The sequence below is a fragment of the Fictibacillus fluitans genome, assembly GCF_030418125.1.
Classification (GTDB): Bacteria; Bacillota; Bacilli; order Bacillales; family Fictibacillaceae; genus Fictibacillus_C; species Fictibacillus_C fluitans.
Map to the genome: position 1 here is coordinate 151,933 of NZ_JAUHTR010000004.1, position 19,284 is coordinate 171,216.

19 protein-coding genes are annotated in these 19,284 nt (G+C 48.1%); 18 read left to right on the plus strand and 1 reads right to left on the minus strand.

The genetic code is table 11. The features are described from left to right. Nucleotides 1-14 precede the first annotated feature (14 nt). The 8 genes from atpA (at nt 15) to QYB97_RS09995 (ending at nt 9,690) form a co-directional block, all read left to right on the plus strand. Nucleotides 15-1,517 (plus strand): F0F1 ATP synthase subunit alpha, encoded by a 1,503-nt coding sequence (gene atpA, locus QYB97_RS09960; RefSeq protein ID WP_301165849.1) that lies wholly within the window; start codon nt 15-17, stop codon nt 1,515-1,517. Nucleotides 1,518-1,643: 126 nt separating this feature from the next. Continuing rightward, complete coding sequence (atpG, locus tag QYB97_RS09965; RefSeq protein WP_301165977.1) at nt 1,644-2,507, plus strand: ATP synthase F1 subunit gamma; 864 nt, start codon at nt 1,644-1,646, stop codon at nt 2,505-2,507. A 64-nt stretch (nt 2,508-2,571) separates the two neighbouring features. Beyond that, nucleotides 2,572-3,960, plus strand: coding sequence for a F0F1 ATP synthase subunit beta (gene atpD, locus QYB97_RS09970; protein ID WP_301165850.1), 1,389 nt, complete (start codon nt 2,572-2,574; stop codon nt 3,958-3,960). Nucleotides 3,961-3,982: 22 nt separating this feature from the next. Continuing rightward, on the plus strand, nt 3,983-4,387 hold the full coding sequence (locus tag QYB97_RS09975; RefSeq protein ID WP_301165851.1) for a F0F1 ATP synthase subunit epsilon: 405 nt from the start codon (nt 3,983-3,985) through the stop codon (nt 4,385-4,387). 102 nt (nt 4,388-4,489) lie between these two features. Continuing rightward, nucleotides 4,490-5,032: a glycerol-3-phosphate responsive antiterminator gene (locus QYB97_RS09980; RefSeq protein ID WP_301165852.1), complete on the plus strand. Its 543-nt coding sequence runs from the start codon at nt 4,490-4,492 to the stop codon at nt 5,030-5,032. A 197-nt stretch (nt 5,033-5,229) separates the two neighbouring features. Continuing rightward, nucleotides 5,230-6,057 carry an MIP/aquaporin family protein gene (locus tag QYB97_RS09985; RefSeq protein WP_301165853.1) on the plus strand — a complete coding sequence of 276 codons (828 nt, stop codon included), beginning with the start codon at nt 5,230-5,232 and terminating at the stop codon, nt 6,055-6,057. A gap of 263 nt (nt 6,058-6,320) precedes the next feature. Next, complete coding sequence (gene glpK / locus QYB97_RS09990) at nt 6,321-7,814, plus strand: glycerol kinase GlpK (protein WP_301165854.1); 1,494 nt, start codon at nt 6,321-6,323, stop codon at nt 7,812-7,814. Between the two features lie 214 nt (nt 7,815-8,028). Continuing rightward, nucleotides 8,029-9,690 (plus strand): glycerol-3-phosphate dehydrogenase/oxidase, encoded by a 1,662-nt coding sequence (locus QYB97_RS09995; RefSeq protein WP_301165855.1) that lies wholly within the window; start codon nt 8,029-8,031, stop codon nt 9,688-9,690. A gap of 80 nt (nt 9,691-9,770) precedes the next feature. Here the strand turns inward: QYB97_RS09995 and QYB97_RS10000 are convergent, their stop codons facing one another. Then, entirely contained in the window at nt 9,771-10,172 is a 402-nt protein-coding gene (locus tag QYB97_RS10000) for a DUF1722 domain-containing protein (RefSeq protein WP_301165856.1), read from the minus strand. Nucleotides 10,173-10,376: 204 nt separating this feature from the next. Between QYB97_RS10000 and QYB97_RS10005 the strand changes: the two genes are divergently transcribed. The 10 genes from QYB97_RS10005 to QYB97_RS10050 are packed head-to-tail and all read left to right on the plus strand — an operon-like array spanning nt 10,377 to nt 19,282. Beyond that, complete coding sequence (locus QYB97_RS10005; RefSeq protein ID WP_061973582.1) at nt 10,377-10,751, plus strand: NADH-quinone oxidoreductase subunit A; 375 nt, start codon at nt 10,377-10,379, stop codon at nt 10,749-10,751. Beyond that, nucleotides 10,742-11,254 (plus strand): NuoB/complex I 20 kDa subunit family protein, encoded by a 513-nt coding sequence (locus QYB97_RS10010; protein WP_301165857.1) that lies wholly within the window; start codon nt 10,742-10,744, stop codon nt 11,252-11,254. The genes QYB97_RS10005 and QYB97_RS10010 overlap by 10 nt, the downstream gene beginning before the upstream one ends. Beyond that, nucleotides 11,254-12,513, plus strand: coding sequence for an NADH-quinone oxidoreductase subunit C (locus QYB97_RS10015; protein WP_301165858.1), 1,260 nt, complete (start codon nt 11,254-11,256; stop codon nt 12,511-12,513). Before QYB97_RS10010 ends, QYB97_RS10015 begins: the two co-directional genes overlap by 1 nt. 3 nt (nt 12,514-12,516) lie before the next feature. Next, entirely contained in the window at nt 12,517-13,617 is a 1,101-nt protein-coding gene (locus tag QYB97_RS10020; protein WP_301165859.1) for an NADH-quinone oxidoreductase subunit D, read from the plus strand. Then, nucleotides 13,617-14,621: an NADH-quinone oxidoreductase subunit NuoH gene (gene nuoH / locus QYB97_RS10025; protein WP_301165860.1), complete on the plus strand. Its 1,005-nt coding sequence runs from the start codon at nt 13,617-13,619 to the stop codon at nt 14,619-14,621. Before QYB97_RS10020 ends, nuoH begins: the two co-directional genes overlap by 1 nt. Nucleotides 14,622-14,649: 28 nt before the next feature. Next, a complete protein-coding gene (nuoI, locus tag QYB97_RS10030) occupies nt 14,650-15,069 on the plus strand; it encodes an NADH-quinone oxidoreductase subunit NuoI (protein ID WP_301165861.1) in 420 nt (139 codons plus the stop codon). Continuing rightward, a complete protein-coding gene (locus QYB97_RS10035; protein WP_301165862.1) occupies nt 15,066-15,581 on the plus strand; it encodes an NADH-quinone oxidoreductase subunit J in 516 nt (171 codons plus the stop codon). The genes nuoI and QYB97_RS10035 overlap by 4 nt, the downstream gene beginning before the upstream one ends. Then, nucleotides 15,578-15,892 carry an NADH-quinone oxidoreductase subunit NuoK gene (gene nuoK / locus QYB97_RS10040; RefSeq protein WP_061973596.1) on the plus strand — a complete coding sequence of 105 codons (315 nt, stop codon included), beginning with the start codon at nt 15,578-15,580 and terminating at the stop codon, nt 15,890-15,892. The genes QYB97_RS10035 and nuoK overlap by 4 nt, the downstream gene beginning before the upstream one ends. Before the next feature lie 16 nt (nt 15,893-15,908). After that, a complete protein-coding gene (gene nuoL / locus QYB97_RS10045; protein ID WP_301165978.1) occupies nt 15,909-17,777 on the plus strand; it encodes an NADH-quinone oxidoreductase subunit L in 1,869 nt (622 codons plus the stop codon). Then, nucleotides 17,774-19,282 (plus strand): complex I subunit 4 family protein, encoded by a 1,509-nt coding sequence (locus QYB97_RS10050; RefSeq protein ID WP_301165863.1) that lies wholly within the window; start codon nt 17,774-17,776, stop codon nt 19,280-19,282. Before nuoL ends, QYB97_RS10050 begins: the two co-directional genes overlap by 4 nt. Nucleotides 19,283-19,284: the final 2 nt, after the last annotated feature.

Here is a 19,284-nt window from a genome sequence, read left to right on the forward strand (position 1 = left end):
TAGGGGTGAAATTCATGAGCAACATTAAAGCTGAAGAAATCAGTGCTTTAATAAAAAAACAGATTGAAAACTATCAGTCTGAAATCGAAGTAAACGACGTCGGTACAGTTATTCAGGTTGGTGACGGTATTGCCCGTGCCCATGGATTGGATAATGTAATGGCCGGCGAGCTTGTTGAATTTTCTAATGGGGTACTGGGTATGGCCCAAAACCTTGAAGAAAACAACGTAGGTATCATCATCCTCGGACCTTACCAGGAAATTCGTGAAGGTGACGAGGTTAAACGTACGGGACGTATCATGGAGGTTCCGGTTGGACCAGAACTTCTTGGACGTGTCGTTAACCCGCTTGGTATGCCGATTGATGGCAAAGGACCAGTAGAAACTACGAAAACCCGTCCAATCGAGCAAAAAGCGCCAGGCGTTATGGCTCGTAAATCAGTACACCAGCCGCTTCAAACAGGGATCAAAGCGATCGATGCTCTTGTTCCAATCGGACGCGGACAGCGTGAGTTGATCATCGGTGACCGTCAAACTGGTAAAACAGCTGTAGCCATTGATACGATCATTAACCAAAAAGACCAGGACATGATTTGTATCTATGTTGCTATTGGACAAAAAGAATCCACTGTTGCAGGCGTTGTCGAAACGCTTCGTGAGCACGGTGCTCTTGATTACACAATTGTTGTATCTGCAGGTGCTTCACAGCCCGCTCCTCTTCTTTTCTTGGCGCCATACTCTGGTGTTTCCATGGCTGAAGAGTTTATGTGGGATGGAAAGCATGTATTGATTGTTTATGATGACCTTTCTAAACAAGCAGCAGCTTACCGTGAACTTTCCTTGCTTCTTCGTCGTCCTCCGGGCCGTGAAGCTTATCCAGGGGATGTTTTCTACCTTCACTCACGTCTCTTGGAGCGTGCAGCGAAATTGAACGATGACCTCGGCGGAGGCTCCATTACAGCCCTTCCATTTATCGAAACGCAAGCGAGTGACGTATCGGCTTATATTCCGACAAACGTAATCTCCATCACCGACGGACAAATCTTCTTGCAGTCTGACTTGTTCTTCTCCGGTGTGCGTCCTGCGATCAACGCGGGTATCTCAGTATCCCGTGTAGGTGGATCCGCGCAAATTAAAGCAATGAGCAAAGTATCCGGTACACTCCGTCTTGACCTTGCTTCATTCCGTGAGCTTGAAGCATTTTCTCAATTCGGTTCTGACCTCGATAAAGCGACTCAAGCAAAACTTAACCGTGGTGCACGTACAGTAGAAGTCCTGAAACAAGGTCTTCACAAACCGCTTCGTGTAGAACTTCAGGTTGCCATCCTGTTTGCATTAACAAGAGGCTATCTTGATGATGTTCCAGTCGAAGACATCACACGTTTTGAAGAAGAGCTTCATGCATATATGGATAACAACGCTAAAGACGTTCTCAGCCAGATCAAAACCACTGGAAAGCTTCCAGAAGGCAGCGAGCTGGACGATGCGATCAAAGCATTCAAGAAAGTTTTTGCGTAAAAAAAGGAAAGCTGAAGCCGCTGCTTAGTGGCTGAAGCTGAATACATCCTAACTACAACCAACAGTTATATATACACTGCAGGATGCCCGGTGCATCCTGCAACCAGCTTAACCAAAAGGTGGTGAATACGAGTGGCATTACGAGATATTAAAGCGAGAATTGATGCAACAAAAAAGACGATGCAGATTACGAAGGCCATGGAAATGGTTTCTGCAGCTGCACTGAACCGTGCGGAGCAAAACGCGAAACGATTTACTCCTTATATGGATAAAATGCAGGAGGTCGTTACCAGCATTGCGTCCGGAAGCAAAAGTGCGCGCCACCCTATGCTTGCCAGCCGTCCCATAAAGAAGACAGGCTATTTTGTCGTCACAGCGGACCGGGGTTTGGCAGGGGCGTATAACTCCAATGTGCTGCGCCACGTTTACCGCACGATTAACGAGCGCCATCAGTCTCCGGATGAGTATGCACTTATTGTTGTCGGGAAGGTGGGCCTTAACTTTTTCAAAAGGCGCAACATGACCATCATTGACAGCATTACAGGACTCCCGGATCAGCCGTCTTTTGCAGACATTAAAGCCATCGCAAGCAAAGCGGTCGGTTTGTATGCGAACGAAACGTTTGATGAACTATACATGTATTACAACCACTTCGTCAGTGCAATCCAGTCAGACCTTTCAGAGCGAAAAGTTCTTCCGTTGACCGGATTTGAAGGAACAGTGAGCTCAAATGCTGCTTACGAATACGAGCCATCCGAAGAGGAAATTTTGGAGGTTCTCCTTCCACAGTACGCGGAAAGCCTGATTTACGGAGCACTTCTTGATGCAAAAGCAGCAGAGCATGCTTCCCGTATGACAGCAATGAGAAATGCGACTGACAATGCAGACGATCTAATCGGCCAGTTTACCCTCACGTATAACCGTGAGCGCCAGGCGGCCATCACTCAGGAAATTACCGAGATTGTCGGCGGGGTTGCGGCACTCGAGTAGATTTTTATACATGCCTTAATCGGCATCCGGCACAAAGACGTGCCAGAAGTTAGGAGGGGAAACGATGAATAAAGGGTATATCACCCAGATTCTTGGACCTGTTGTCGACGTTAAATTTGATGACAGTCTTCCGGAACTTTTAAATGCATTAACAGTTGACGCAGAAGGCGTTAACTTGACACTAGAAGTAGCCCTTCACCTTGGAGACAACACTGTCCGTACCATCGCGATGGATTCTACTGACGGTCTTGTCCGTGGAATGGTTATTTCGGATACAGGCAAGCCAATTTCCGTTCCTGTAGGGAGTGCAACACTTGGACGCGTATTTAACGTTACCGGTGAGGAAATTGACCTTGGAGAAGCGGTTCCGGCCGATGTTCGCCGTGATCCAATTCACCGTGGAGCGCCATCTTTTGAAAACCTTACAACAAAAACTGAAATCCTTGAAACAGGAATTAAAGTCGTTGACCTTATCGCTCCTTACGTTAAGGGTGGTAAGATCGGTCTGTTCGGTGGTGCGGGTGTAGGTAAAACCGTACTTATCCAGGAATTGATCAACAACATCGCACAAGAGCACGGCGGTATCTCCGTATTCGCAGGTGTTGGTGAGCGAACTCGTGAAGGAAATGACCTTTTCCACGAGATGACTGATTCTGGCGTTATCAAGAAAACGGCAATGGTATTCGGACAGATGAACGAGCCTCCTGGAGCACGTGCCCGTGTAGCACTTTCCGGTCTTACAATGGCTGAATTCTTCCGTGATGAAGAAGGACAGGACGTATTGTTCTTCGTGGATAACATCTTCCGTTTCACACAAGCAGGTTCTGAGGTATCCGCGCTTCTAGGCCGTATGCCATCAGCGGTAGGTTACCAGCCTACACTTGCTACAGAGATGGGTCAGCTTCAAGAACGTATTACATCTACGAAAAAAGGTTCTGTTACCTCCATCCAGGCGATCTATGTACCGGCCGATGACTATACTGACCCGGCTCCGGCAACAGCGTTTGCCCACTTGGATGCAACAACAAACCTTGAGCGTAAATTGACTGCTATGGGTATTTATCCTGCGGTGGATCCATTGGCTTCCACTTCCCGCGCTCTTTCTCCAGAAATCGTGGGCGAGGAGCACTATGCGATTGCCCGTCAAGTGCAGCAAACCCTGCAGCGCTATAAAGAATTACAGGATATTATCGCGATCCTTGGTATGGATGAGCTTTCTGAAGAAGATAAATTGGTTGTTCAGCGTGCGCGCCGCATCCAGTTCTTCTTGTCTCAAAACTTCCACGTGGCTGAGCAGTTTACCGGCCAAAAAGGTTCATACGTGACTGTGAAAGAAACTCTTCGCGGTTTCAGAGAAATCCTTGATGGAAAGCATGATGACCTTCCAGAGGATGCGTTCCGTCTTGTAGGTTCTATTGATGAAGTTGTTGAAAAAGCAAAAGCGATGGCCTAAACCTATAAGGGGGTAAGACGAAATGAGAACGTTAGACGTAAGTGTAGTCACCCCTGATGGTCCTGTGTTTGAAGGAACGGCAGAAATGGTCAGCTCCAAAGCAAAAAGCGGTGAGCTGGGTGTCCTGCCGGGACATATTCCATTGGTTGCTCCTTTAACCATCAGTGCAGTACGTGTGAAAAAAGATGGAAAAACACAATATGTGGCCGTTAGCGGTGGATTTATCGAAGTTCGGCCTGAAAAAGTAACGATCCTTGCTCAAGCTGCTGAACTGGCAGAAGAGATTGAGGTCAATCGTGCGGAAGCAGCCAAAGAGCGTGCCGAGCGCCGTTTGGCTGAGAGCAATCAAAACGATTTGGATCATGCGAGAGCAGAATATGCTCTTCGCCGTGCGATCAACCGTCTTGATGTTGCCAAGCACAGATAAATGAACAGTCAAATAGCCTTCCTGATCCGTCAGGAAGGCTATTTTTCTTTTTATACATAAAAAAGGATATAATAAGGAAAACTCGGCGTGGGAGGTATATCAATGACATTTCATAACCAAACCGTTTTGCCAGCCGTCCGAAAATGGAAAGACCTGGAGAAGCTGCTGGACAGCTCTTATACCTATATAGTTATATTGGACAGCCACATTGCCCAGCTGAAGGATATGGTCAGACTGGCTGGACGGGCGAACAAGAAACTGTTTGTTCATGCCGATCTGATCAGCGGCCTGAAGGCGGATGAGTATGCGGCGGAGTTTATTTGCCAGGAGATCAAACCCGCAGGCATTATCTCCACAAGAAGCAACGTGATTGCAACCGCAAAAAAGAAAGGGGTCACCGCCATACAGCGGCTGTTTCTTCTGGATTCGATTGCGCTTGAAACGAGTTATAAAATCATCTCAAAAACCCAGCCGGATTATGTAGAGGTGCTTCCTGGCCTGATGCCTAACATCATTCAGGAGGTGCACGAAAAAACAGGCATACCGGTCTTTGCCGGCGGCTTAATCCGCACGAAGGAGGAAGTCGAGTTGGCGATTACAGCAGGAGCGATGGCGGTAACCACCTCGGATAAAGAGCTATGGTGAGGGATCTTTCCTTTTATTCCCTCTTGTGTTTCATTGACAGCGTTTCCAAACTGTGTTTAAATAATAGACAAGTTAACATTCTGACGGAGAATCGGAGATCAGCGAAAGCCCTTACATAACTTGTTTGGGATCTTTTTGCTGGTCTTTTGTTTTGCGCAGAGTATTACGTTTGCTAAAATTGAGAGGAGTGTTGCAGGATGTCACCGATACTCGGAGAAATCGTAGGAACAATGATTTTGATTATATTTGGTGGTGGAGTTGTCGCCAACGTCAGCTTGAAGAAATCCAAGGCAGAAGGCGGAGGATGGATTGTCGTCGCACTTGGATGGGGGCTCGCGGTAACGATGGGAGTTTATGCTGTTGGAAATGTAAGCGGTGCCCATCTAAACCCGGCTGTTACTTTGGGTATGGCTGCGGTTGGAGAGTTCAACTGGTCACAGGTTCCCGGATATATCCTGGCGCAGATGCTGGGTGCGTTCCTTGGTGGAGTCATCGTTTATTTTCAGTTTCTTCCGCACTGGGAGAAAACAGAAGACAAAGCAGTTAAATTGGGAGTTTTCTCAACAGACCCTGCAATTCCGCATACATTATCGAACCTTTTGAGTGAGTTCATTGGAACAGCCGTTTTGCTGGTAGGACTTTTGGCAATCGGCGCGAATAAATTTACAGAAGGTCTTAACCCGTTAATTGTTGGTTTTCTTATTGTGGCGATCGGTTTATCTCTTGGCGGAACTACCGGTTACGCCATCAACCCGGCACGTGACCTTGGACCAAGATTGGCCCACTTCTTCCTTCCGATCAGCGGAAAGGGAGGATCTAACTGGAAGTACGCATGGATTCCTGTTGTGGGACCGATACTCGGAGGCGTTTTTGGAGCACTGCTGTATGAAGTGTTGTTTAAGGGTAAGGTAACCGCTTTCTTCTGGAGCTGGACCGTACTGTCCGTCGTTATCCTTGCCGCCGCCCACTTTGCAGGCAAACGAGGCACCCAAGGCCTCAGACACGGCGAACGCATCAAGAACTAAATGCTTTTTTACTAAAAGATAGTTACATTGGGAATGTTTTGTTAAAAAACTTCCTTGAGTAGAGTTGATCGTAGTGGAAGGTGCGAGACTCCAGTGGGAAAAGCGGGACAGTTGAGACTCCGCAGGAGCTTAGCGACAAGGAGGCTCAGCGCCCGCCCACGGAAAGCGAGCAGCCTGGAACGAAGATTAACTACTATTGAGAGCTACCAAGGTTATCAAGCGGTAAAAAAACCAGTTAATTTTGCAAAGGAGAGGAAAAGAAAATGGAAAAGAAATATATTTTATCTCTCGATCAGGGAACAACAAGCTCAAGGGCCATTCTTTTTAACAAAGAGGGCGAATGCGTCAATGTCGCTCAAAAAGAGTTCACGCAGCATTTTCCTAAACCAGGCTGGGTAGAACACAATGCACAAGAAATCTGGGGCAGCATTTTGGCGGTTGTCGCTCAGGTACTGGAGGGAACCAATACCTCTCCAAAGGAAATCGCGGCGATTGGAATTACAAACCAGCGGGAAACAGCTGTGGTCTGGGATAAAAACACAGGTAAACCGGTCTACAATGCGATAGTCTGGCAGTCAAGACAGACCGCGGACATCTGCGAAGAGCTAAAAGGACAAGGACATAATGATTTGTTCCGTGACAAAACAGGCTTGCTGATTGATGCTTATTTTTCCGGTACAAAAGTCAAATGGATTCTGGACAATGTAGAAGGAGCCCGTGAAAAGGCAGAAAACGGAGACCTGCTGTTCGGAACGATTGATACCTGGCTTCTTTGGAAATTAACTGGCGGAAAAGCCCATGTTACGGACTACTCCAATGCGTCACGTACATTGATGTATAACATTTATGATTTAAAATGGGATGAAGAATTGCTGGACATCCTTGGTGTACCGGCCTCCATGCTTCCTGAAGTGAAATCTTCATCTGAAGTTTACGGCCACACCATTGATTATCACTTTTTCGGTGAAAGCATTCCGATTGCCGGAATTGCGGGAGACCAGCAGGCTGCCCTGTTCGGACAAGCTTGTTTTGAAACCGGTATGGCGAAAAACACGTATGGCACCGGCTGCTTTATGCTCATGAACACAGGTGAAAAGGCTGTTCGGTCAGAGCACGGGCTGTTAACGACTCTTGCCTGGGGCATTGACGGAAAAGTAGAGTACGCGCTGGAAGGAAGTATTTTTGTAGCCGGTTCTGCGGTTCAATGGCTTCGTGACGGTTTGCAGCTGATCCGCACCTCTCCTGAAAGTGAGGACTTGGCAACCCGTGTGACTTCTTCCGATGGTGTTTACGTTGTTCCTGCGTTTGTAGGATTGGGTACTCCGTATTGGGACAGCAAAACACGAGGTGCCGTATTCGGTTTAACACGCGGCACACAAAAAGAACATTTTGTCCGCGCCACACTGGAATCACTTGCGTACCAAACACGTGATGTGCTGACAGCGATGGAAGCCGACTCCAATATTGAATTGAAAAAGCTTCGCGTGGACGGAGGGGCGGTTATGAATAACTTCCTCATGCAGTTCCAGGCCGATATTTTAGGGGTTCCTGTTGAGCGTCCGGAAATCAATGAAACAACAGCGCTTGGAGCCGCCTATCTTGCGGGACTTGCAACGGGCTTCTGGAAGGGCCGTGAAGAAATCGCGAACAAGTGGAAAGTGGAAAGAGATTTTGATGTGGAAATGGAAGAACAGGAAAGAGAAGACCTTTATAAAGGCTGGAAAAAAGCTGTGGAAGCAGCACGCGTTTTCCAATAATCTTCAAGCTCACCATTTGCACTTTCCGGTATAACTTGTTATGATATAACCATAAGTTAATAACGGTCGGAGCTATGGAGAGACCACAATACCTTGTACATGGATACAGGGGTATTGTGGTCTCTTTTTTATTCTCCTGTAAATTTGATGCTTTAATTGTGGAAGATTAGGAAATGAATAAAAATAGATGGAATGATGAAGGAGTGGCGTTGATATGGATATTTCTTTTTCAAGCAACAAAAGGAAGCAGTATATTGAGGACATGAAAAATTCGTCCCTGGATATGTTGATTATCGGGGGAGGAGTAACTGGAGCAGGGATTCTTCTGGATGCCACCACACGCGGTATGAAAGCAGGCGTGCTCGAAATGCAGGATTTTGCCGGAGGTACATCCAGCCGTTCCACCAAACTCGTCCACGGCGGACTTCGTTATTTGAAGCAGTTTGAAGTCGGCCTAGTAGCAGAAGTGGGGAAAGAGCGTGCGATTGTTTATGAAAATGCACCACATGTAACCACACCGGAATGGATGCTCCTTCCTTTCTATAAAGAAGGAACGTTTGGCAAATTTTCAACATCCATCGGCTTGAAAGTGTATGACTTCCTGGCTGGAGTAAAACGCAAAGAACGCCGTTCCATGCTGACCAGGGAAGAAACGCTGAACAGGGAACCACTGCTCAAAAACAAGGATTTGCTCGGCGGCGGCTACTATGTTGAGTATAAGACCGATGACGCACGTCTTACGCTTGAGATCATGAAAGAAGCGGCAGCCCGCGGGGGTAAAGCGGTGAACTACATTAAAGTGGTTGACTTCATTTACGATGAAAGCGGAAAACTGCTTGGCGTTAAAGCAGAAGATACCATTACTGGTGAAACACATGAAATCTACGCGAAGAAAATTGTTAATGCAACAGGTCCATGGGTGGATGAATTGCGTGATATTGATAAGTCTAAAAAGGGCAAAAGAATTCACCATACAAAAGGAATCCATCTTGTGATTGATCAGGAGCGCTTCCCGCTTCAACAGGCTGTTTACTTTGATACACCGGACGGCCGCATGGTATTTGCGATTCCCCGTGAAGGCAAAACCTATGTGGGTACAACAGATACCGATTACAAGGGCGATCTCAAAAATCCAAGAGTTACGCATGACGATGTTAATTATGTGATTAAGGCCATCAATTTCATGTTCCCTGAAGTGCAAATGACAGAGGCGGACATCGAATCCTCATGGTCAGGTTTGCGTCCATTGATCCATGAAGAAGGCAAGGATCCTTCAGAGATTTCAAGGAAAGACGAAGTATTCTTCGCTCCTTCAGGATTGATCACAATCGCTGGCGGTAAATTAACCGGGTACCGGAAAATGGGCGAAAAAGTGGCGGATATCGTAGCCGGGCAGCTTGAAAAAGAAGTGGGCATCAAGTATGACTCAAGCAATACGAAGCACTTGGTGCTATCCGGCGGTAATGTTGGCGGAAGCGGCCATTATCCGGAATTCATTCGTGAAAAAGTGGCAGAAGGACTTAACCTTGGTTTGAGCAGGGAAGATGCAGAGCAGCTGGTCAAAAAGTACGGTTCCAATGTTGACCGTCTGTTTGAAATCATCCGTGATGGAAAAAAAGAAGCAGACTCAAATGGTTTGCCTGTTAATGTCTATGCGACATTGGTCTATGCAATGGATGAAGAGATGGCAACAACTCCTTCCGATTACTTTATCCGACGCACAAGCGCCATGTATTTCGATATTGCGTATGTTCGACAATGGAAGGAAAAGGCGATCGCGTTCATGGCGAAGCATTTGAACTGGACGCCTGAGCAAACGCAAAAGCATACGGAAGAACTTGAACGACAAATGAGCTACAGCACAGAAGCTGTTTAATATCGATTTGCGAAACCGGAATTTCTTCATGAAATTCCGGTTTTTTTATGTGATTTTTTTCAGCAGAAGGATCTGGCACCCTATTTTAGTATGGAGGATTGGCTTAGATAGGCTTGGGGATAGGCAGGTAAAAGTGTTTCTCTGATATAGCTCAGCAGATTTTCTGCTGCAGGTTCTCCTTTGCCAAATTCTTCGGGAAGATTGGAACAGTCCTCAAGCATTTGAAAGAACTGGCTCTTTTCCTCCTCTGTGGCCGATTTTTTAAAATAACCCCACAGATGCTCGGCAGTATTGATAAATCCTTTTTTCGTATAAGACAGGTCTTCCAATTCATTTAGCTCATCCAAAATGGATAAATAATCTTCTTCCTCTTTTGCCTCGCGAAAGCGGTCCCTGATTCCGCTGTAATAACGGTAACTTTTTGCCATTACCTCGTATTTTTGCCGCGCCCACTGTCTTTCAGCATTCTTTCTTATGTCCATGCTCTCCCTCCTTTTTCAAATGTAGCATTGAGGATGGTTCCGCTCAAGGCTGAACACCCTTCTACATGCTGGAACAAGCACATATAGTAGGGGAGTGGGGGAGAACTTCTGCTGCCTTCGTATTGTCGACACAAATATTGGAATTTGCTATAATGAAGACGATTACATAATGTTTTAAAAATTCAGATGATTAGGGGGTAAGAGATGGACGCTATCCATATTTACCAGAACAATTATCTTGTTGTTGCCGTCTTTCTGGCGCTGGGAATTCTTTTGCCGGTGGGCGCCTTAACCGCAGGCCGCCTGCTTCGGCCGTATAAGCCAACGAAAGAAAAGTACACCACCTATGAAAGCGGAATTGAACCTTTTCATCAAAGCTGGATTCAATTTAATGTACGTTATTACTTGTTTGCTCTCATGTTTGTCATTTTTGATGTGGAAACCGTATTTCTGTATCCATGGGCTGTCGCTTATGACCATCTGGGTGCCTTTGCGCTGATTGAAATGGGTATTTTCATTGTGATGCTTGCGCTTGGTTTACTATACGCTTGGAAAAAGAAGGTGCTGAAATGGATCTGAAGCTTTCCGATATTTCCCCTGAAGAAAAAGCAGAGCTCGACCGCAATGTATTTATGGCCACGCTTGAGCAAATCAAAGCCTGGGCCCGCAGCAACTCCCTTTGGCCGTTGACGTTCGGTCTCGCCTGCTGTGCCATTGAAATGATGGGGACCGGCTCCTCTCACTACGACCTGGACCGGTTCGGAAGCATATTCCGAACGTCTCCCCGCCAGTCGGATGTCATGATTGTGTCGGGAACGGTAACGAAAAAAATGGCGCCCGTGCTGAAAAGGCTGTACGACCAGATGCCAGAGCCTAAGTGGGTCATTGCCATGGGTTCATGTGCAACGGCTGGAGGTCCTTATATTAAGTCCTACGCGGTTGTGAAGGGTGTGGACCAGATTGTGCCGGTGGATGTGTATATCCCGGGATGTCCCCCGAACCCCGCCGCTTTGATCTATGGAATCAATAAATTGCAGGAGAAGATCAGGTATGAAGCGAAGACAGGGAAGAAGGTGATGTAATGCCCAACGAACATGACGGAACACCGCCTGAATCCAATGAACCGTTATCAAAGGAAGAACTGAAAAAACGTGCCGCCGCCGAAGCAAAAGCGAAAGCGCTGGAGCTTGCCAGGCAAAGGGCGCTGGAAAAGAAAGAAGAAAGTGAAGCCGCAGCTGGAAGCAGTGAGCCGGAAGATGCTTTAGCCAAAGAAAAAGCCCTGGCTGCAGCCAAAGCGAAGGCAGTTGCAGCGGCAAAAGCCAAGGCAGCAGCTGCCGCCAAAGCGAAAGCGGCCCGTGAAGGAGCAACGGCTGCAGCGGGCAGCGGGGATGAAAAAGCTCTTGCCGCAGCCAAAGCAAAGGCGGCTGCAGCAGCAAAGGCCAAAGCAGCCGCTGCCGCGAAAGCAAAAGCGGCCCGTGAAGGAGCAACGGAAGCAGCGGGCAGCGGGGATGAAAAAGCTCTTGCTGCAGCCAAAGCGAAGGCGGCCGCAGCAGCAAAGGCCAAAGCAGCAGCCGCCGCGAAAGCAAAAGCGGCCCGTGAAGGAGCAACGGACGCAGCGGGCAGCGGGGATGAAAAAGCTCTTGCCGCAGCCGAAGCAAAGGCGGCTGCAGCAGCAAAGGCCAAAGCAGCAGCCGCCGCGAAAGCAAAAGCGGCAAGAGCCGGTGAATCAGACCCGTCTGATGCCTCCGACGAAAAAGCAAAAGCTATAGCTGCCGCAAAAGCCAAAGCAGCTGCAGCGGCACGGGCAAAAGCGGCAGCATCCGCGAAAATCGCCGAAAAACCTGCCGAGGAACAAAAGCCTTCTCCTCTTCAGCCGCTGCTCGATAAGTACAAAGCCATCATCCAGAAGGAATTGGGAGAGGACGCACTCGAAGACAGCTACATCAACCTGCTGTCCAAGGATGTCCCCACTCTGGTTGCCAAACCGGATACATATTATCAAATCGCCCAGTTGCTTAAACACCACGAAGAACTTCGTTTTGATTATTTATCAGAACTCCATGCCACAGATTTTGAGACTCACCTGGAAGTGTACACGCATTTTTATTCCTACTCACACCGTTGTCCCGCCGCACTTAAAGTAAAAATAAACAGAGAAGACCCGGTTATTGATTCGTTGGCCCCATTATGGTCGGGTGCCGACTGGCCTGAACGGGAAGCGTATGACCTGATTGGAATCACCTTCAAGGGTCATCCCAATTTAACAAGAATCATGATGCCGGATGATTGGGTCGGGCATCCGCTCCGCAAAGATTATGAACCCTATGATGTGGAGGTGTAGCCAGTGATCCGCACCGAAGAAATGCTGTTGAACGTCGGCCCGCAGCACCCCAGTACACACGGGGTTTTCCGGATCGTTCTGAAAATTGATGGCGAAACCATCATCGAAGCTAATCCCGTTATCGGTTACCTTCACAGAGGAACGGAAAAGCTGGCCGAGAACCTTCAATACACACAAATCATCCCGTATACCGACCGGATGGATTATCTGGCCGCCATGACCAACAACTATGTGATCTGCCACGCGGTGGAAACCATGATGAATATCGAAATTCCAGAGCGCGCCGATTATCTCCGCGTTTTGGTAATGGAGCTTGGCAGGGTTGCCAGCCATCTGGTCTGGTTTGGAACCTATCTGCTTGATATCGGGGCGATGAGTCCGTTTCTTTATGCCTTCCGTGAAAGAGAAGCCATAATTGGCTTTTTAAACGAGATATCCGGAGCCCGTCTGACGTTCAATTACATGCGCATCGGCGGTGTGAAATGGGATGCTCCTGAAGGATGGATTGAAAAAGTCAGGGATTTTGTACCTTACATGCGGGAACAGCTGGCAGGGTACCATGATTTGGTGACTGGAAATGAGATTTTTTTGAACCGTGTGAAGGGCGTCGGATACTATTCAAAAGAAGAAGCGCTTGATTATTCGCTGAGTGGAGCGAATCTCAGATGTACCGGAATTGCATGGGATCTCAGGAAAGATGAGCCCTATTCCCTCTATGACCGGTTTACCTTTAATGTTCCCGCGTTCGACAGCGGCGATGCCTGGGCGCGCTATCAGTGCAGAATGGCGGAAATCGAAGAATCGTTGAAGATTATTGAACAGGCCGTCGAACAGTTTCCGGAGTCAGGAGAAGTTTTGGCGAAGGTGCCTAAAATCATTAAGCCGCCAAAAGGAGAAGCCTTTGTGCGGATTGAATCCCCCCGCGGAGAAATCGGCTGCTATATTGCGTCGGAAGGGAAGAAGGAACCGTACCGACTGAAGTTCAGGAGGCCGTCCTTTTACAACCTTCAGATCCTGCCGAAGCTTCTTGTCGGCGAAAATATCTCCAACCTGATTACCATTCTCGGCGGTATTGATATCGTGTTAGGGGAGGTGGACGGCTGATGGTGAATGATTTGTTAACCTCGCCGCCGGGATGGATGCATGCAGCGATCTTTTTCGGATTGGGAGCATGCCTCCTGATGATCGTCCTTGGCTTCGTTACGTATGCCATCCTTGCTGAACGGAAAGTGCTTGGCTTTATGCAGCTCCGCCCCGGGCCAAACCGGGTTGGAGGGCGGTTCGGGCTGCTGCAGACGGTAGCTGATGTATTGAAGCTTTTAATCAAGGAAGATACCATTCCAAAGGCAGCGGATAAACCGCTTTTCATTTTGGCCCCTGTGCTGGCGTTTGCTCCAGCCTTTATGGTGCTGGCAGCCATCCCTTTTTCCGACCATCTGAAATTCTCCGATCTTAGCATTGGTCTTTTGTATTACATAGCCATATCAGGTATTACCACAGTCGGGATTTTGATGGCAGGATGGGCTTCCAACAATAAATATTCCCTGCTTGGCGGAATGAGGTCGGCGGCCCAGATGATCTCTTATGAAATTCCTCTGGTCATCTCGGTTGTCGGCGTGATCATGTTCAGTGGCAGCCTGAACCTGACAGAGATTGTTGAGGGACAAAAAACGGTGGCGTACATGTTTTTGTCACCGCTTGGGTTTATCGTATTCCTCATTTCCTCCATTGCCGAATTGAACCGGACACCATTTGATCTGCCGGAAGCGGAGTCGGAGCTTGTTGCCGGGTATCATGTGGAGTATTCAGGCTTTCGCTGGGCGTTTTTCATGCTGACGGAATATGTGTATCTGTTTGCGATGGCCGCCCTGACAACGGTTCTGTTCCTGGGCGGATGGAATCCTGTTCCTTTTTTGGGCTTCATACCGGGAATCATCTGGTTTGCCCTGAAATTCAGCCTGATCGTGTTCTTTATGATCTGGGTCCGCGGCACGATGCCCCGGCTGAGAGCAGACCAGCTGATGGAATTCGCCTGGAAGGTTCTATTGCCGGTTGCTCTTCTCAATATTTTTGTCAGTGCGGTTGTAAAGGAACTTTTTTTAAGATAGGCAATCTGCAGAATAGGAGTGGTGCGAAATGAAGGGTCTTGCGAAAGGCTTGAAATACACACTCAGCAACTTAACCAAGCAGAACGTGACCACACAGTATCCGGATGTTCCCCTTCAAATGCCGGATCGGTTCAGGGGCATCCAGAAATTTTATCCGGAAAAATGCATTGTCTGCAATCAATGCGCAAATATCTGTCCCACTGACTGCATCCAGCTCACGGGCAACCCCCATCCTGATCCGGGCAAAAAGGGAAAAATCATTGATACGTATGATATAAACTTTGAAATTTGCATATTGTGCGACTTGTGTACGGAGGTTTGCCCGACCGAGGCGATTGTCATGACGAACAATTTTGAGCTGGCGGAGTACAGCCGGGATGAGCTGTTTAAAGACCTGGTCTGGCTGGATGAAAACGACAATAACGTAAGGAAGGAGAATAAAGCATGACCGGTGAGATGATTGCTTTTTTTATCCTTGCGTTAACGGCCATTGCCGGTGGTGTCATGATGATCAATATGACCAACGTCATTCATATGGTTGTGGCCCTCGTATTCACCTTTCTGGCCATCGCGGGAATTTATATCACCCTCTCTGCCGAGTTCGTGGCCGCCGTCCAGGTGCTGATCTACTCGGGGGCGATTACCATCATTATGCTGTTTGGAATCATGCTGACCCGGCATGAGGGCATGACGGAATGGAAGCTTCCCAGGCTAACCGTTTTATTGTCGGGAGCAGGGATCATCGTCTTTTTCGTGATCATGTTTTTCGGCATTAACCGCCTCAGCCTGGGAAACCCTGCGACTGATCTTCATGTTGATAATACGAAAAATATCGGGATTGAGCTTTACTCAAAATATGTCATTCCTTTCGAATTAACATCGGTCCTGCTTCTGGTGGCACTGATCGGTGCCATCGTGATTGCAAAAAGGGATGATGAGAAGGAGGAGGCAGGCAAATGAGTACGATTCCTCTATCAGTCTACCTTGTGCTTGCGCTCATTTTGTTTTGCATCGGACTGTTTGGCGCCCTCACCAAGCGCAACGCGGTGATCGTGCTGATCTCTATCGAATTGATGCTGAATGCGGTCAATATTAATCTGGTGGCTTTTGCGAAATATGGCGTGAATCCGGGTCTTACGGGACAGATCTTTTCCTTGTTCACCATAACCGTTGCTGCTGCTGAAGCGGCAGTGGGCCTTGCCATTTTAATGGCCCTTTACCGTAACCGCAAGACCGTTAATGTGGATGAAATGGATATTATGAAGCGCTAAAAAGGGGTTGGAAATGATGATGCAGAATGCCTGGCTTATACCACTGTTACCGCTGCTATCCTTCATCCTTCTTTTACTTTTTGGGAAAAAATTAAGAGAAGCCTCTGCTTATGCTGGTATTCTATTAACCTTTCTTTCTCTGGTCATGTCTGTCATCGTCATGGCCGGCCAATGGGGGGGAGAGTCCTATAAAGCAGAAGGACTGTGGCTGAATATCGGAAAACATCCTGTAACCATGGGATTTGAGATTAATCCGCTCAATGCATTAATGCTTGTTGTCGTCTCGCTTGTCAGCTTTCTCGTACATGTGTATTCCAAAGGCTATATGCACGGAGACAACCGGTTTCACGTGTTTTTTGCCTATCTTGGCTTATTTACCTTTGCCATGCTTGGACTTGTATTATCGCCCAACCTGCTTCAGGTCTACATTTTCTGGGAGCTTGTCGGGCTCGGTTCCTTCCTTTTGATCGGCTACTACTTCTTCAAACCGGAAGCGAAGGCAGCCGCCAGGAAAGCGTTTATTATGACCAGAATCGGGGATGTCGGCCTGTTTATTGGCATTATTCTCTTATTCTGGCAGACTGGAAGCTTTGAATACGATGAAATTTTTAAAGCGGTGGGAAATAAAAGCATTTCTCCCGATATGATTACGCTGACGGCCATTCTGATTTTTGTCGGGGCGGTCGGAAAATCAGGCCAGCTTCCTCTTCATACATGGCTTCCGGACGCGATGGAGGGGCCGACACCAGTGTCTGCTCTCATTCACGCCGCAACGATGGTAGCTGCGGGTGTTTACCTCGTGGCGTCCATGTACCCGTTGTTTGAAGCATCCGCGACAGCCATGACCACGGTGGCGGTGGTGGGTGGAATAACCGCCATTTTTGCCGCATCCATCGGCCTGATGCAGAAGGACATTAAACGGGTGCTCGCTTACTCCACGGTCAGCCAGCTCGGTTATATGATGCTGGCCCTTGGCGCGGGTGGCTATACTGCCGGAATCTTTCATTTAATGACACATGCCTTTTTTAAAGCGCTGCTGTTTCTTGCCGCAGGAAGTGTCATTCATGCAGTACATACGCAAAATATTGAAAAAATGGGCGGTTTGTGGAAAAAGCTGAATGTGACCGCTCCTCTTTTTTTAATCGGTGCTCTGTCGATTTCCGGCTTTCCCCTGCTCTCCGGTTTTTTCAGCAAGGATGAAATTTTGATGGCGACCTATGAGAACGGAAGATATGTTTTGTTCACTCTTGCGCTGATCGCCGCCTTTTTTACCGCATTCTATATGTTCCGGCTGTTTTTTATGGTATTCACCGGAAGTACTGCCGAAACCACACAGGAAGTGAAAGAGTCCGGAACGGCAATGAAAATTCCTATGCTTGTGCTCGGGCTGCTTGCGGTCGTGGCCGGTTACTTGAATACTCCATGGTTTGGCACGTTTTTAAATAATTATCTGAGCCAGGGACCTGTATCGCTTTCGGCAGAAGGGGCACATGGACCGGTTTGGATTCCAATCCTGGCCGTTGTTCTGTCTTTGGCAGGAATTGCTCTTGCGTATGTCATGTACGGAAGGAAAACACTGTCCAGAGACTGGCTTTCCCGTTCCTTTCCTTCCATCAGTTCCCTCATCTACAATAAGTATTATGCAGATGAAATTTACAATGCCACCGTCGTTAATGGCACAACCGCCTTCAGCTACTTTTGGAGCTATGTTGACCGGTATCTGGTGGAAGCAACGGTAAACGGCACAGCAGGGCTTGTTCACTGGCTCGGTAAAAAAGGATCGGAATTTCATAATGGCCAGGTGCAGAGGTTTGGGGCCATCGCTCTGGCCGGCCTGGTTCTCCTGCTGTTAATCTTTGCCGTCTCAGGGGGGTATTTCTCATGAATCATTTGCTGTCCCTGCTTGTATTCTCGCCACTGGCCGGCATCCTTGCAGTAAGCTTTCTCTCATGGGAAAACGAGAGGGCCATCAGGCTTGCAGGACTGTTCGGTACGCTTCTGCCGCTCCTCATCGTTCTGATCGCTGCAGCCGGGTTTCAATCCTCTGTCTCAGATCTTCAAATGACAGAGCAGGCCAACTGGATTTCCTACACATTGGAAGGCTTGAATGGCCGCATGCAGCTAAACATCGATTACGAATTGGGCGTTAACGGACTTTCTCTGGTCCTGCTGATATTAACGTCGGTTGTCTCTGTTCTCGCGGCGCTTGCCTCGTGGAACATGAAGAATGCTTCCAAAAGCTACTTCATCTTCTTTTTAATCCTGGAACTGGGCATGCTGGGCGTGTTCGCTTCCCAAAACTTATTTTTATTCTTCATCTTCTTTGAAATCACACTGATTCCCATGTTCTTTCTTATAGGAAAATGGGGATATGCCGACAGGGAAAAAGCAGCCTACAGTTTTTTAATCTATAACGGCATCGGTTCTGCCATTCTGCTCATTGTCTTTGTCGCCCTTTTCATGAAAACAGGCACGATGAATTACGTAGAATTGGCAAAGATACTGGCAAGCCCCGACGGAGCTGGCGCTGCGGGAAGCACATTCCGCCTGACTGTGCTCATATCGCTGCTCATTGCTTTCGGGATCAAGCTCCCCATCTTTCCGCTTCATACGTGGATGCTCAGGGTACACGTCCAGGCGCCGCCTCCGGTCGTCATGCTTCACTCGGGGATTCTCCTGAAGATTGGGGCTTACGGGCTTTTCACGTTCGGTATGGGCTTCTTTCCGGAGGAATTTAAGAAACTGGGTGTTCTCATTGCTGTCCTCGGTGTGATCAATCTGCTGTACGGTGCGTTTCTCGCCATCGTCCAGACGGATTTAAAGAAAGTGCTTGCCTATTCCTCCGTGTCTCATATGGGAATTGTGCTGATCGGGCTGGCTGCCATGAATGAAGCCGGGGTAAAGGGAGCCATCTTCCAGCTCGTCTCCCATGGCCTCATTTCGGCGCTGCTGTTCTTTCTGATTGGAGTGCTTTATGAAAGAAGCGGTTCATCGGATATACAGGACTTCGGAGGTCTTGCCGCAGCGATGCCGATCACTGCAGGTGTACTGCTTGCTGGAGGACTTGCATCTCTCGGTTTGCCGGGGATGTCGGGCTTTATCAGTGAATTTCTTGCCTTTGTCGGTCTTTTTGAAACAATGCCTGTTATTGCCGCTGTAGGCGCCCTTGGCATCATTCTGACAGCGGTCTATATCCTGCGTGCGGTTCTCGCCGTTACCTTTGGGCCGCAAAAAGAAGCGCACTCCGCCTTTAAAGACCTGACCGTTCTGGAAAAAATACCTGCTTTTGTGTTATTGGCCCTCGTATTGTTCATTGGGGTCTATCCTGAAATTCTGAGCAAATCACTAACCGCTGTTTTAGATACCATCTTGTTAGGCTTAAGGGGGTAGCC

Excerpts from the sequence above, each read along its gene's own strand:
- atpA (WP_301165849.1), top strand. The coding sequence starts at position 15 with ATGAGCAACATTAAAGCTGAAGAAATCAGTGCTTTAATAAAAAAACAG.
- atpD (WP_301165850.1), top strand. The coding sequence starts at position 2,572 with ATGAATAAAGGGTATATCACCCAGATTCTTGGACCTGTTGTCGACGTT.
- QYB97_RS09975 (WP_301165851.1), top strand. The coding sequence starts at position 3,983 with ATGAGAACGTTAGACGTAAGTGTAGTCACCCCTGATGGTCCTGTGTTT.
- QYB97_RS09980 (WP_301165852.1), top strand. The coding sequence starts at position 4,490 with ATGACATTTCATAACCAAACCGTTTTGCCAGCCGTCCGAAAATGGAAA.
- QYB97_RS09985 (WP_301165853.1), top strand. The coding sequence starts at position 5,230 with ATGTCACCGATACTCGGAGAAATCGTAGGAACAATGATTTTGATTATA.
- glpK (WP_301165854.1), top strand. The coding sequence starts at position 6,321 with ATGGAAAAGAAATATATTTTATCTCTCGATCAGGGAACAACAAGCTCA.
- QYB97_RS09995 (WP_301165855.1), top strand. The coding sequence starts at position 8,029 with ATGGATATTTCTTTTTCAAGCAACAAAAGGAAGCAGTATATTGAGGAC.
- QYB97_RS10000 (WP_301165856.1), bottom strand. The coding sequence starts at position 10,172 with ATGGACATAAGAAAGAATGCTGAAAGACAGTGGGCGCGGCAAAAATAC.
- QYB97_RS10005 (WP_061973582.1), top strand. The coding sequence starts at position 10,377 with ATGGACGCTATCCATATTTACCAGAACAATTATCTTGTTGTTGCCGTC.
- QYB97_RS10010 (WP_301165857.1), top strand. The coding sequence starts at position 10,742 with ATGGATCTGAAGCTTTCCGATATTTCCCCTGAAGAAAAAGCAGAGCTC.
- QYB97_RS10015 (WP_301165858.1), top strand. The coding sequence starts at position 11,254 with ATGCCCAACGAACATGACGGAACACCGCCTGAATCCAATGAACCGTTA.
- nuoH (WP_301165860.1), top strand. The coding sequence starts at position 13,617 with ATGGTGAATGATTTGTTAACCTCGCCGCCGGGATGGATGCATGCAGCG.
- nuoI (WP_301165861.1), top strand. The coding sequence starts at position 14,650 with ATGAAGGGTCTTGCGAAAGGCTTGAAATACACACTCAGCAACTTAACC.
- QYB97_RS10035 (WP_301165862.1), top strand. The coding sequence starts at position 15,066 with ATGACCGGTGAGATGATTGCTTTTTTTATCCTTGCGTTAACGGCCATT.
- nuoK (WP_061973596.1), top strand. The coding sequence starts at position 15,578 with ATGAGTACGATTCCTCTATCAGTCTACCTTGTGCTTGCGCTCATTTTG.
- nuoL (WP_301165978.1), top strand. The coding sequence starts at position 15,909 with ATGATGCAGAATGCCTGGCTTATACCACTGTTACCGCTGCTATCCTTC.
- QYB97_RS10050 (WP_301165863.1), top strand. The coding sequence starts at position 17,774 with ATGAATCATTTGCTGTCCCTGCTTGTATTCTCGCCACTGGCCGGCATC.